At 64.0% G+C, this 15,230-nt stretch carries 1 protein-coding gene; it reads right to left on the reverse strand.

The window, feature by feature from the left end:
* Positions 1 to 15,006: an autotransporter-associated beta strand repeat-containing protein gene (locus OH491_RS25005; RefSeq protein ID WP_068768514.1), complete on the reverse strand. Its 15,006-nt coding sequence runs from the start codon at positions 15,004 to 15,006 to the stop codon at positions 1 to 3.
* Between the last annotated feature and the right edge of the window lie 224 nt (positions 15,007 to 15,230).

Here is a 15,230-nt window from a genome sequence, read left to right on the forward strand (position 1 = left end):
TCACCAGAGTCTGCGGTAGCCGAGATTAAAGGCCCAGGGGCGCTCGTAATGGGCGGCCCGTCCGTATTCGTAATCCAGATACAACTGGCTGAGGTCGCTGATGCGGTAGCTCGCGCCCGCGCCGAATTCCATCCGCCAGCCGTCGAAGTCCACGGACAGGTCGCGGTTGTGCGCGCGGATGGTTCCGCCGTCGGTGTAGGCCTTGACCACAGCGAATTTCCCATAGGGCGCCCACCTCGTGTCCTTGAGCTGGCGTCCGAAGCGCACCTGGCCGCGATACTGCGCGGCGGTGGCGTCGTCCACCTTCACGTCGATGGCCGCGTTCGCCGGCGTCGTGCGGTAGCTCGCGCCGCCGAGTCTTGCCACCGCGGCCTGCACGCTCGGTTCCAGCCACCAGCCGTCGGCGCGCTCAAGGCGGCGGCCGAGTTCCAGCGACGCGCCAAGGGCCTCGCTGTTGTAGCGTCCGCGCACCGGGCGGCCGTTCACCGTGCTCACTTCAAAACTGTGCTTGTAGCGGTCGGCCTTGAGCACGAGGTCCGCATACCAGCCGTTGTTCTTCAACATGGTCGCGTAGAGCCCGACCGAGACACTGCCGGTCTCGCCGTCGCTGTCCTGGCCAAAGTCCCGGGTGATGCGCCCCATGTCGATGAACGCTCCGAGGAGGTTCACCCCGCTCTCCGTCTCGAAGGCCTTGTCCCCGCCCGCGGTCGCCCCGTAGGCGTATTGCTCCACGCCGCGCCCGGTCAGCACGTTGTCCGCGTTCAGCCGGTAGCCGCGGCTGCGCACCCACACGTTGCCGGTCAATTCCCGATTTTCGGTTTCCGAATCACGATTGTCGGAAGCCGCGAGCAGTTCGGCGCGCACGTCGCCCATGCGCAGGTAGAGGGCGTCGAGCGAGTAGTGCCAGTCCTTCGCGAGCAATGACGCGGTGTCGATGATCGCGTCGGCCGCCTGCGAGAGGCCCGAGTCGTAGAGATACCACGTGCGCGGGTCGAGCGTCAGCGTGCTCTCCGACGCGGCTCCGTTGGCAAACTTGAATTCCGACAGCCCCAGGGTGATCTTTTCGCCTTCAAGCTGGTAAACCGCCGCGCCGGTTTGGTCGGTGATGAGCGGGATCGCCGTTTCGTCACCGCCGTGTTCCCCGTCCAGCGTGTTCACGCTCACGGTGAACGCGCCCGCGCTGCTGCCTGTCACGGTCAGGTGGTTGGCCGCCTCGCCGGCAGCCTTCAGGCCGGACACGTTCGAAAAGTCCACGTTGAAGGCCAGCGTGCCGCTGCCGGCCAGGGTTTCCACCGTGCCGGTTTTGAAGGCGCTTCCACTGTGCGTGAAGCCGAGTCGCGCGCCGTCGAGCGTCACATGGCCGAGTCGCGCCTTGTCGAGGTCGAAGTAGATTGCCGAGCGGCTGTCGGCGCGCACGCCCGCGGTGTCGGAGCCCAGCGCGTGGGTCGCGCTGAGGTAAACCGCGGCGTTTTCCAGCACGCTGCTCGATATGCCATTGTCGTGCCCGATGAAGAACGAGCCGCTGTTGGCCAGATGCAGCGTGCCGGAGCCGTTCACCGTGTTGGCGAGGGAGCCGGAAGCGTTGCGGTATTCGAGCACCGCGCCGGTGTCCACATTCACGCCGGCGGCGCCGAGCGCCATGAGGTCTTCGAGGAGGAGGCGTCCGCCTTCCACGCGGGCCGAGCCGTTGAAGCCGGAGTTCGCCGCCGAGATTGCCACGGTGCCGGTGTTGGCCTTCACGAAGACGCCCGTGCCGCTGAGGGAGAGGCCGAAGGGCTGAAGGGCCGAAGACTGAATGTCGAGCACGAGGCGTCCGTCGGCGGTGACGGAGCCGGTGTCGCCCAGGCCGGAGGCGTGCTTGAGGTCGGCGACCGCCCCGGCGGCGATGGTCGTGTTCGCGTTCAGACCGGGATTCGCGTTGGCGATGCCCAGCGTGTTGCTTTGCACCACCAGCGCGCCGGTGCCGTCCAGGGTGCCGCTGCTGGCGCCGCCGTTTTGCACGATCAGCGTGCCGCCGTTGAAGCGCAACGCGCCGAGGTTGTCCAGCACGCCGACGGTTTGCACCGTGTGGTTCAGATCGGCCGCCGCGGCCGCGCTGATCGACAGCAGGCTGGTGGCGCCCAGCGCGCCGCTGTTGCCCGCGACCAGCGTGCCGCTGACCACGCGCGTTTCGCCCGTGTAGCTGTTGTCGCCGTTGTTCAGCGCGATGGCGCCGGTGGCGCTGATTTGCAGGTGGCCCGAGCCGCTGACCAGCGCGTGCAATTCGTCGCCGCCAGTGATGAAACTCGTCTCGTGGTCGAGCACGGTGGTTTGCCCGGCCAGCAGTTCCAGCGCAACCAGCTCGTAGCCCAGATACAGGCCGCTGCCGCTTGCCGTGGCCGCGAAGTCATAGGTGCCGCTGGCCGTCATATTGCCGCCCTGCACGATGTCGTGCTGCGTGGCCTCGGTGAGTTGCGCGCCGTTTTGATCGATGAGTTGCGCGCCGCTGACCTGGGTCTCGCCGGTGTGCGCGGTCGCGGAGACCAACTGGATGTCGCGGTGCTCGTCCTGCTGCAACAGCGGGAGTGTCTGGCCGAAGCTGCCGGTGTTTACCACCACGACCGTCGAACCGCTGAGCGAAAGCGTGCCGGTGCCCACAATGCCCGCCGCCGCCGTGCCGTTCGCATCCAGCGCAAACTGGATCGTGCCGCTGGTCAGCGCGAGGTTGCCGACCTGCTGCGTGCCGGCGGCCACGGCGGTGAAGTTGTTGGCGGAGATTTCCAGGGTCGCGTTCGCCAGCGGCGCGGCATTCGCGGCGTCGAGAACGAAGCGGTTGTCTTGCAGCGTCACCATACCGGTGAACGCGCTGCCCGTCGTGCTGCCGAAGTCGAGCGTGCCGGTGTTCGCAAGCACCAGGCGGCCCTCGCCGGTGAGCTGCTGGTTGAAAGTGTAGTCGCCGCCCATGCCGATCAGCGCGAGGTCGCCGCCCGAGGCGATGTTGACCTTCGCCGTGCCGCCCGCGCCGAGGTTCTGCTGCGCGGTCATCGTGCCGCTGCCGGCCACGTTCCACGTGCCGGCGAACTGCGCGTTGCTGCCGGTGATGCTCACGCCCGCGCCGCTGATCGTGTTCACCGCGCCCGTCGTGCCGCTGATGTGGTTCGCAAACGTGCCGCCCGTGGCGAGGTCGAGGCCGGCGTTGTTCAGGATGTCACCCGTGCCGGTGCCTTGCAGGTCGGCCAGTTTCAGCGTGCCGCCGGTGATCACGCCGCCGCCGGTGTAGCTGTTGCTGTGGCTGATCGTGACGGTGTTAGCGTCCTCCTTCACGAGCACGCCGGTGCCGCTGATCACATTCGTCATCTGTAATTCGTAATTCGTCATTCCTCCCAGCACCAGCGTGCCGCTGTCGGCGACTTTGCCCGCGCCAAGGCTATCGGCGCCGGCCGCTTTCAGCGCGCTGTCGGCCGCGACGGCCCACGTGCCGCTGAAGGTGGTGTTCGCGCCGCCGAGGACGATGTTCGCGGCGTTCGTCGCGCTCACGATGCCCGTGCCGCCGATGGCGTTGGCGTTCGTGCCGGTGGCGGCATTGAAGATGAGCGCGCCGTCAGCGGTGAGCGCGCCGGCGCCCAAGCCTTGCGCGTGGCTCAGGACCACCGTCGCGGCATTGTTGATCGAGGCGCTGGCGGTGAGACCGGCGTTGGCTCCGTTCACCGTCAGCGTATTGCTTTGCACGATGAGCGCGCCCGTGCCGGTCAGCGCGCCGTTGCTCACGCTGCCGCCGTTCGATCCGCTGAGGGTCAGCGAACCGGAGTTGAAGTTCAAAGTCGAAGTGGAGGCCGAAACCAGCGCGCCCACCGTCTGCGCCTTGCCGTTCAGGTCCACTCCGGTGTTCGCGGCAAGGTCGAGGCGCGCCGTGTTGCCGAGGGCATTGTTGCTATACAGCCCGACGGTGCCGCCCGCCACGGTCGTCGTCCCGGTGTAGTCGCTCGCCGCGCTGCCGATGTAATACACGCCCGTGCCGTTCATGGTGAAGCCGCCATCGCCGGTCAGTTTCGCGGTCAGCGTATTGGCCGTGTCCTGCGTGTTGATATTGTTCAGCGTGACATTGGTGCCGCTGTTGGCCGAAAGTTCGCGCAGCATGTAGGCGAGGTAGAGGCCGCGATTCGTGCCGCTGTCCACCACCTCCGCGCCGTAGTCGTAGGTCGCCGTGCCGCTGATGCCGCCGTTTTCGTGGATTTCCTTCAAGGTCGCATCGCTGATCAGCGAGCCGCTGAAGTCATAAAGATCGAGCTGCGCCCCGGTGTCGTTGACGCTGCCGGTCGCCCGGGCGATCTGCTGGAAGATCGTGCCGCTGTCCTGATGGAAGAAGTCCGTGCCGTCGGGCGCGGTGCCGCTGACGCGGTTCCAATTGTCCAGCGCCACCTTGCTGCCCGCGCTCGCGCGCAGGTCGCCGACCGTCAGCATGCCTTCGGGACGCGTGGCGTCTTTCATTTGCACTTTCAACAGGCCGCCGTCGAAGTCCATTCCGCCGAGGTAATACGTGCCGCTGTCCAGCAGCGTGCTGCCGCTCGCGCCGAGCACCAGCGTCGCGTTTCTCATGACGCCCGTGCCGGTCGTCGCGCTGGCGCCGATGCCCGCGCTTACCGCGTCGAGCTGGAAGTGGCCGCTTTCCATTTCCACCGCGCCGCTGAAGGCGGTCGCGTGGGCGGCGCTTGGCGCGAAGCTGAACGTGCCGCTCGCGGGCGCGAGGTTCGCCGTCAGCGTGCCATTGCCGGTGAGCGCGTTGGCGAACTGCCACGCGGTGCTGCTCACGATGAGGTTGCCGCCGTCGAGGTCCACCTCGCCCGCGCCGAGGTTTGGCTGCTGCGTGACCGCGCCCGTGCCGGTCACGCGCCAGTGCGCGACGCTGTTGCTCCCGGTGATCGCGACATCCCCGCTCACCTGCGCCGTGCCGCTGCCGGCGGTGGCGTTCGCATAGGCGCCAGTGAGCGCGAGGTCCAGCACGCCCGTCACGTTGGCCGTGCCGCTGCCGATTGCGTTTTCGGCGGTGAGGCGCAGCGTCCCGGCGTTGATGAGCGTGCTGCCGGTGTAGCTGTTGGAGTGGCTGATCGTCACGGTGTTCGCGTCTTCCTTCATGAGCACGCCGGAGCCGCTGATGAGGTTCGCGGGGTTGAGCGTCCAATCGGCGGGCGTCGCAAGCGACGCCCCCACGGTGAGCGTGCCGCTGTTGCTTACCTTGCCCGTGCCGAGACTCGTGCTGCCGGTGGCTTTCAGCGCGCTGTCGGCCGCGATGGCCCACGTGCCGCTGAAGGTGCTGTTGGCGCCGCCCAGGACGACGTTTGCCGCGTTCGTCGCGCTCACGAGGCTGGCGCCGCCGATGGCGTTGAGATTGGTGCCGCTGGCAGCGTCGAAGATCAACCATCCTTCGTTCTTGATCGCGCCGTCGCCCAGGCCCGCCACGTTTTGCAGCGTCACTGTCGCGCTCGTGGCGATGCTCGTCGTCACATGCACCGTGCCGTTGCTGCCGCCGATGACCAGATTGCCGAAGGTCGTGTTCAGCGTGCCGCTGCCCGTCAGCGCATTATTGCCGGACACCGTGCCGCCGCCCACCGCCGCGGCGGTCACGCCGGGCTGCCCGGACTGGTTGTCGATGATGTTCACCGCGCCGCCGTTGAAATCGAGCCGCCCGCCGTCGGCGATTTGCAAGCCGCCCACGCTTATCGTGTGGCCGTCCACGTCCAGCACCGCGCCCGCCGCGGTCGCGCTTACCAGCGTCGTGTGCCGCGTCTCGCTGCCCAGCGCCGCGTCGCCGCCCAGCATCAGCGTGGTGCTCCCGCTGATGAACGTCGTGCCCGTGTAACTGTTGGTCACGTTCACCCGGATGCCCGTCCCGCTTCCGGTGAGGTCGCTGTAGCGCACGTTGCCCGAACCCGCCGAGCCGGTGTAGCTCGCGCCGTCGCCGTTCGCCACATCATAAATGTAGTCGGTCAGCTCGATGTTGAACGAGTTGGTCGGGTCTGTGTCGCCCAGCGCCACCTCCAGCGTCGCGTCCTTGAAAATCTCGATCCGGTCCAGTTGGTAGCCCACACGCAGTTCGCGGCTGTTGCTGCCGGTCGCCTCGTGGGCCGTCCAGTCGAACGTTCCCTTGCCCACTTCCCTGTTGTTTTGCGTGATGCCTTGCCGCATCGGCGTGCTCAGGTTGTCCCACGTCGCGCCGTTGTTGGTCGAGTATTTGAGGTTCGCCCAGTTCATCGCGCCGTCGATCTCCGTGTCGCTGTTCGCCAGCAGCAGCGAGTCCGCGCCGTTGACCACCGTCGAAAACAGCGACGCCACACCTTGCGACCCGCTCGTGTTGGTTTGCAGCGTATTTTGCAAGTTCAGCCGGAATTCGGTCGACGCGCTGATCTCGATCGCCCCCGCGTCCAGGTAGGCCAGCGGATTGTTCGCCGCATCGAAGTCCCACTGGAAGGTTCCGCCGGCAAACTCCACGCCGCCGTCGATGCGCCGCGCCGTCCCGCCGGTGCCCGCCAGCGTGCCGTAGCTGCCCGCCGTCGTCCGCAAGGAGGCGGTGCCCGCGTTCAGGAACGCCTCCGCCTGCTGGTTGATCTCGTATTCGGCGTGGCGCATTTCCACCGTGCCGTGGAAGTCCCGCCCGTATTGCGCGGCGCGTGTCGTCCCGCCGGCGTTGGCAAAGCTGAATTCATAGGTCCCGCTCGCGTGGCTGGTCTCCCCGATGTCCACCACCAGCGTGCCTTCGCCCTTGAGCGTGTTCACCAGCCCGTAGTTGCCGCCGTTTTCGCCGAGGTAGAAGACCGCGCCGTCGCGGATGTCCACGATGTCGGTTGCCCCGATGGTCGCCTGCGTGCCCACCGCGCCGCCGTTGGCAATTTTCATGGTGCCGCTTTCCACCACGCTTCCGCCGGTGTGCTTCTGCTCCACTCCGTCGAACAGCAGCACGCCGCTTCCGCGCTGCACCACCGTGCCGCTGCCGGCAATCGTCCCGCTGTAGGCAATCGTGTCGCCGCGGTTGAACACCAGCGACGCGCCCGCGTCCACGTTCACCGTCTTGCTCGCATCCGTCATCGCCAGGATGCTGCCGCTCGTCCCGCCGTCGCCGATTTGCAACTCCCCGCCGTTCACCGTGGTCGTGCCGGTGTAGGTGTTGTTCCCGGTGAGCGTCAGGTTGCCCGTGCCGGTCTTCCAAATGCTCGCGCCGCTGATGACGCCCGATTGCGTCGCCGTGCCGCCGGCCACATTGAAGGTGCCGGAGGCGAGCACGGTGACGGCGTTCGAGAGCGTCACCGCGTCGGCGTAGCCGAGCGTGGTCTGGTCGCTCATGGTCAGCGTGCCGCTGCCCAGCGCCTGGTTGGCGGCCACGATGAGGGCGCCTTCCCGAAGCGCGCTGTCGCCGGTGTAGGCCGCGCTCGTCCCGGTGAGCGTGAGCGTGTCCGCCCCTTGTTTCACGAGGGTGCCGCTGCCAAAGAGCCGTCCGGCAAAGGTGGAACTGGTCGTGCGGTCAAAGAGCAACTGCGCGGCGGAGGAAATGTTCACATCGCTCACGAGGCTGCCGGTCGCGCCGCCGCCGCCGACATTCACCGTGCCGGTGGTCACCGCCAGCGTGCCGGTGAGCGTGTTTTCGCCCGTCAGCGTCAGCAGACCCGCGCCGGTCTTGGCGAGGTTGCCGCTGCCGCTGATCACGCCGGACAGGGTCGCGTCGGTCGCCGCGCCGTTGCCGTCCGTGTTTTGTATCGTGAGGTTCGCGGTCACGTCGATGGCGTTGGCCACATTGCCCAGGTTCGCGTCCGCGCGCAGGGTGCCGCTGCCCAAGGCCTCCAGCGTGCCGCTGCCCAGGGCCTGGTTGTTGGTAACGGCCAGCACGCCGCCTGCCAATTCAGTGCCGCCTTGGTATGAGTTGGTGCCGGTCAGCACCAAGGTGCCCGCGTTCATGCGCAGGCCGTAGGCATGGTCGGAACCGAGCGTGCTGTCGATTTTCAGCAGGCCCTCGCCGTCCTTGGTGATTTTGGCGCTCGTGGCATCGCCGTCCAAGGCAACCGCCAGCGTGTTGCCCGCGCCGATCACCAGCGCCGCGCCGGAATCCACGGCGATGGTGCTGTCCCGGGTCAGGACGCTCTGCACGCCGTTCAGGGTGGCGTCATACGCCAGCGTCAGCGTGTGGCTGCCGGCGACGTCGAAATCGCCGCCGATCACGAGGCGGTTGCTCAGGGTGCGGTCCTGGCCGAGCGCCTCAATGGCGCCGCCGGTGATGGTGAACGCGCCGGTGCCGATCGGCCCCGAGGCGACATAACCGTTGAGCAGGGTCTCGCCGGCATTGATGCGCAGCAGGCCGTCCACGAGGTACAGGCCGTTCTTGAAGATATTTGCGCCGCTGGAGAGGGTGAGCATCCCGCCGCCGGTCTTGGTCACCTTGCGGCCGGTGCCGTAGTCATCGAAGATGGTTCCGGCAAGCTCCAGATCCGCCCCGCTCTCATTGTCGATTTGCAGGTTCACGCGCAGGTCGATGGGAGTGGTGATGAGCGCGTCCGAGTTGTTGCGCATCAGGATGAGCGCGGTGACGTTGGGGTCGTGTTTGATATCCCCCGGGAAATCGAAAATGACGGCGGGGCTGCCATTGCTGCTGATGTTGAAGTGCTGGTCGCGGGTGCCGTCAAAGATCAGCGTGCCCAGTGTCTTGTTTTCGTTGAGCTGGATGTTCGAGCCGCTGGCGGAGATTTGGGCGACATCGCCGAAAGTCGCGCTGGCGCCCACGCCGTTGGGCTGCTGGTAGCTGCTCCAGTTGGGGGCCGCGGTCCAGTCGGAACTGTTCATGCCCGTCCAGTTGAAGGATTGGGCATAGGGCACCAGTTCCTTGGCGCCGCCTGTCTTGTCGAGCAGGATCGCGCCGGGGGCGTAGCCCTGGAACCAGACATTCGGGACATATTCCATGGCGCCGGTGTAGTTGCCGATGACGATTTGCGTGTTGCCGCCGCCGACCGACTGGACGCCGTCCCAGTTCAGCACCTGCAATATGGAGGTGGTGTTCCAGAGGCCGAGATCGGCCACGGTGAATTTCTTCGGCAGGCTGTTGACGCCGATGTCCAGCAAGGACGCTCCGGTCAGCGACCAGTTGCCGCCGAGCGTCTGGCTCAATCCGTTCAACATCAGGCCGCCGCCGGCCATTTCCAGGCTGCCCACGTTGTTCAGCAGGTCGGTCGTCGCCAGGGACAGCGTGCCGCTGCGGATGACAATCGGGGCGATGATGTTGGTGTTCAGGGTGGAGAGAGTGCCGACCCCCTCCTTGACCAGCGAACCTCCGTCACTGATCGAAATATTGCCGCCGCCCACGGTGCTCACCGTCTGGTTGGAGTTCAGGTGGAGATTGCCGCCGCCGACGATTTGCAGCCTGCCGCCGTTGCTCACGGTGAGGTTGCCGTTCAGGTAAACATCGCCGGTCGCGTCATCGTCGCTCCAGGTGACGATCCGGGCGACGGCGCTCGCGCCGTTGACACTGAGGATGCCGGTGCCGAAGTAACTGTCCCGCGTGCCGGAGGCCGCGCCTTGGAGCACCATGTCGTGCCCGGCCAGCAGCGAGGTGGACACGGTGCCGGCGGAAATGGTGAGGTTGCTGAACGTCGAGTTCGGGGCCAGCAGTTGCAGTTCGCCCGCGCCCTGCTTGGTGATCGAGGCCCCGGCGCCGGCCAGATTGTGGGCCGTGCCAAAGGTGACGATCATGTCGTCGGCCACATTCCAGACCTTGGTGCCGTTCGAAAGCGTGCTGTTGCCCGTGCCGCTGAAAAGGAGGCGTTGCGCGCCACCCGCGGCGGTGAAAGAGGTCGTGTAGCCGCTGCTATTGCTGAAATTGATCAGATTTCCGATGTTCCGATCGGCTCCATAAGCTTCCAGAGTGATATAATAATTGCTCAAGGTCAGCATGCCGGTGCCGAGGGCGGCGTCATGGCCGAGCGACAGGGTGGGCTGATAGGCGGTGCTGGTGGTGTAGTTGCTGTTCACCGTGACGCCGCCGGTAAAACTGTTGCTGCCGGACAACCGGAGAAACGCGGGGGAACTGGTATACATCGCAAGCGTGAGGCTGCCCGTGCCGGCATCCGGGTTGGTAATGGCATTCTTGAACTCCACCCTCGCCCCCATGGGATAAAAGGTGTTGACGCCCGAACGCAACTTGAGGTCCTCCACGGAATCAAAGGTCAATGAACCCGCCTGCAAGGAGGAGACACCGGAGTATCCCATGTAAGCAGTGCTGTTTGTCCCCAGGGACAGGGGATTGTGAATCACGTAATGCTGCGCGGCATTGTCCATGCCAGTCATGCCATAGCTGAAGGTATAAGTGCCGGTACCCAAGGGGCCGGAAATCACCTGACCGTCCTCGGTCTGGCTGCTGGCGCCGATCCTGATCATGCCGCTGTTTAATGTGACGCCGCCAGTGAAGGTGTTTTGCCCGCGCATGGTCAGGAGATAGGCAGTGGATGGGTAAGAATAACTCCGGACTATTAGCCCGCCCGGGCCGGTCAGCACATAATCACTATCAAAGATAAGCTGACCTATCCCGGAACCCAAATAGATATTCTTCGTCCCGCTGGTGATCAATCCGGTGTTGTCCTTGAAGGTCAGGCTGTAACTTGTCGATGCGCCCGTGGCCGTGAGGCCGCCATCCAGCTTCAGCGCGTTGGTCACGATGCGGTTCGTATTTACATATGTCGTGGCCGTTCCTGTGACTGTATAGGTGCCGCTGCCCAAGGCATTATTATGATTGATATACAAGAGGCCGCCTTGCTGCTCCAGGCCGCCGCTGAAGCTGTTGCTGCCTGAAAGCACTAGGGAGTAATTCTGATTGGTCGTGCTGCCTAAGGTGGTGGGATCGACCGTGAAGCGGATGCCCCCGGTTCCGGAAATGGCACCCGACAGCGTCAACTGCCTGCCGCTGGACCGATGATCCACCAGCAAGGAGTCCTCCAGCATGGCATTGGCGCTGATGGTGGGCGAGGACGCGCCCGCAAAATCAATGACCGCCTGGCTGCCGCTGTTGGCAAACGTGAGCGTGTCCGTGACGGAAGTGGGGGCAATGGTGAAGCTCGCTCCGCTCGTGGCCTCAAAAAGGATTTTTCCAAGGGTGCGGTTGCCGTTGAGCCGGATCGTCTTGCCGCTCAAGGCATCGTCGGCATCGCGGAAAATGGCGATGGCCCCGACGGCATCGGGCGCCGCATTGCCATACCAGTTCGCGCCCGTGTTCCAGCTGGCGTCGGCCAGGCCGCCGCCCGACCACTCAAAGCCTTTCTCGCCCGCGGCAACCAGTTCATATTTCCCGCCATTATAAACCATGGCGGCGCCGCGCGTATAGCCGGTGAAGGCGATGTTTTCCAGACGCACGTCGTTGGCGGAAAAAGGATTGGCGTTAAACCATACGTGCTCGCCTCCCAGCGTCAGGTTGCTGGTGGTATTCCACTCGCCGCTGTCGTTTTGAATGTTCAGCAAGGGGATCACGCCGGTGGTGGCCCAGGAGCCCAGCCCGCTGAAGGACAGTTCTCCGCCGGTGCCGAGCTCCATGGTGGAATCCCCATATATGTAGAGACTGCCAAAATCATTTTCGAAACCGGCGGAATTTATAATGCCGGTGGAATAGAGATACAGATTCGCCGTTCCGGCGACCTGATTGTCCCTGGTGAACTGGAGCCGGCCCGAGTTGATATAAAATTGGGAAGCACCCAGCTGGCTGATGGATGAATCTATGGTCGTGGTCGTGAGCGATGTGCTTCTGGAAAACCGTCCCAGGCCCGTGAGCGCCGTGGTGCCGGACTCGGCCATCACCCTGCTGACCCCCGACATGGTGATATTGGGCGTCTGGCTCACGGCGACGTCGCCGACAACCAGGTTTTTGCCCACGGTCATGTTTCCGCCCGTCGTGCTATTGGCCCCGATCAGGTTCATGTCGGACAGAACCACGTCGCTGCCACCGGTGAAAGAACCGTTGCTGAAGAGCCGCAGGGTCGAGTCATCATTAAAATACACCGGCGCCGTATTGACAGTAAACGCGCCGCTGCTCGCGGTCACGACCACCCCATTACGGAATTCGACGCTGCTGGCCGTGGATTTGGGATAAACATAGATGTTGCCCCCATTCAGCGTGATGTCGCCGATGCCCAGGTAGTTCTTGCCGGCGGCCAGCTCGCCAAACACCACCGAGCCGTTGGCAGAAGTGGAATTGGCATACACCTGCATCGTCCCGCCCCGCTGGGTGTAGCCGCCGCTGAAATTGCTGTCCGCCGCGTAGGTAGCAAGGCCGTCCCATGAGCCCGCCAGCGTCAGCCCGCCGGCGCCTTGCAGATTCCTGCCTTCGCGGAAATAGAGATACGAATAACTGCCCCAGCCGCCCGAGGTGCTCCACCGGCCCGTGATGGTGATGTCGGAATTCAGCCAGATGGTGTCGTTGGCCGCGTTTCCCGTGGCATAGAAGTTCGTGGGATAGCTGCTGCCGTTCTGACTGATGGTGAAACTCCCGTTGAAGTTGACTTTATTATAAATATAACCGCCCCAGAGCACGCCTCCGTTGATGGTAAGCTCGCCCTTGCCCAGGGAATTGTTGCTTCCGCTGTAGGCCAGCCGCAACTGGCCGTCGGCGTTCAACGTGACGCCGCCGGTGAAAGTATTGTTGCTGTTGTTCAGATACCATGCGCCGCCGTCGATGACGATGGAACCGGGGCCGTTGGCGCCGTCGCTGATTGTTCCGTTCAAGGTGCGGTAATAACTGCCCGACGGGGTGCTGGTGTCGGTGCGGTCCAGTGACAGGTCGCTGTTCAACTGGATGGGGGAACTGATGGTGCCTGCATCGTAATATGATTTTTTCATCTGCGCGTTCACGCCAGCTGTTCCGCTATCCATAATCAGCGTGCCGCCGGAGATGGTGGCGGTATTATAAGAAGAGGTGGTTCTGTTGAACAAAAGGGAGCCGACCGTCACGGCGCCGGGAAGCGACAGGCTCGGCGTGTAATTGCCATACTTGTTGCCGAATATCATGGTGGCGCCGGCGCCAAAGGACGGGATGCGGTTGATATCCCAGTTGCCCGGCGCATCCCACATGTTGGTGCCGACCGCGCCGGTGCTGTAGGCGGCCGAGCCCGTCCATTCAAAGGTGTTTGGAGCAATAGGGATGCCCTCGGTCGGGATCAGTTCGTATTTGCCGGCATTGTTGACGACCTGCACGCCCATGCCCCAGTTGTAGCCGTCGAACCTGATGTTATTGCGCCAGGACGCCGTCGAGATGTCGTCCCCGAAGAGGAGGGAATTCGAGCCTTCCAGCCAGTTTTGCACATAGACCAGCCCGGCGCCGCCCGTGCTGCCGATGCCGAAATCCAGCGCATTCATACCGCCCACGCCAAAGTCGATGATCCGCGTGCCGTTGGCGGTCCAGCTCAAGCCGTCGGAGAACACGGCGGAAAAGCCGTTCGTCCGCAACGAGGTCGCATCGCCCAGAAACAACGCGGTGCCCGCCTGAATCTGGTCGTCCGCGCCCAGGGCCAGGGTGCCTTTTTCCATACGGATATGGGTCGCGCCGATGTTTTTCGCGCCGGCTGACAGCGCGATGGTGCCCGTGTTGTTCAGAATCATCTGGTTGAGGCCCGTCCCCATGCCCGTGCCGCTGAGGGTGATCAGGTCCGTGGTGGTGAAATACAAATCCGGCGCATTGACAAAGCTGGCGTCCGCAAAATCCGTGTCGCCGCGGAAGATGAATTTGTTGCCCAGATTGTTGGCTCCGTTGGCCAGCACCGCGCCGTCCAGCAGCACGGAACCGTTGATCACGTCGAAAATCGCGCCGTAATCGAGGGTGATGTTGCCGCGCAGGTTCGCGGTGTGCCCGGCGCCGGGATTCAGGCTGAGCGTAAAGCCGCCGCCGTTGACCGCCACTGCCCCCGTGCCGATGTAGTTGTGCCCGGAGTCCAATGCGCCCAAGGTTATGTTGGAGGTGCCGCTGCCGATGGTGGCCTGCCTCAGCCATTGCACGTAACCGCCGCTGAAGGTGTTGTTGCCATTGAGGAAGTTCACCTCGGACAAACTGCCGCCGCTCACCTGAAGCCCGCCGGAACCGGCAAGCACGAGGTTACGGCCGAAAACCACCTTGGCCAGATCGCTTATGTTCAACTGACGGATGCCATTGTCCAACTGGACCTGCCCCGCATAATCAAAGGTGACGGACTTTTGGGTGAGGGTGACACCGTTGACGATGCTCAGGTCGTTGTTCCATATGATTTGATTGTCGAGCACGAGGGACGGGGTGATCAGCTCGAGCACCATCAGGTCGGTCGGAGTCGCGCCATTTCCGATTTCGAGCGCGCCGGAGCCGAGCGCGGAATTGTGGCCGATGCGCAGGGTGCCATCGTGGAATCGCACGCCGCCATCGAAGGCGTTGTCGCCGTAAAGCTCCAGTATGCCGGCGCCCGTTTTTGTGATGCCGCCCGTGGTGCCGGCGATGGTGGAGTAAATCCGGGTCACGGCGCTGCCGATCACGGTATTGACCAGCAGGTCGTTGCCCGCGATGTCGAAGGTCTTGCCGGCGTTGAACGTCATCATGCCCTGGCTGTTGACCAGGCTCGCGGAAGCGTCGAGGGACACATTGGTGTCCACTGTCAGGAATGCATTGCCAGGCAGGGAAATGCCGGCACCGGCGCCGCCGAGATGAAATCCGCGTCCCGCCACGCCATTGTCGGTCAATACCAGTGTCTGCTCCAATCCGGAGGCCGCGCTGAGGCCGTTCAGGTTGAAGAGGCCGTCAACCGTGATGGTCTTCGTGCCACTCGCCGCGGCGATGGAGTCGTCAAAGACCGCGGTGTCATAGGTTGGCGTCGCGCCCGGCACGCCGGACGGGGACCAGCTGGCGGCATCATTCCAAGTGGAGTCCGAACCCGTGAAGGTGCCGGAAACTTGGGCGCGCAGCGCGGGCTCAGGCAGTAGGAGCAGCGAGGCGTGTGAGAGCAAGAGTTTGACAAAGATGCTCGAGAGATTGGTGGTGGTCTTTGTGTTCATTATATTTTTACAATTTGAAGTTGATGTGTGGTTATGTATGAATCCCTGTTTGTGGTTCCCGCGGATGAGCAAAGGCTCGGAATGCTCAAACCGTCTTTCGCATCACCGGTGAGCAGACTGTTACAATATTCAATATCCTGACGTTTTTGTATTTCCGGGTTGACCGGTAAGCCGTTATTCCTGAACAGCGCACAATTATGCCAATTGCGCGGCGATAGTATTTA

The organism is Termitidicoccus mucosus (assembly GCF_038725785.1).
Taxonomy (GTDB): Bacteria; Verrucomicrobiota; Verrucomicrobiia; order Opitutales; family Opitutaceae; genus Termitidicoccus; species Termitidicoccus mucosus.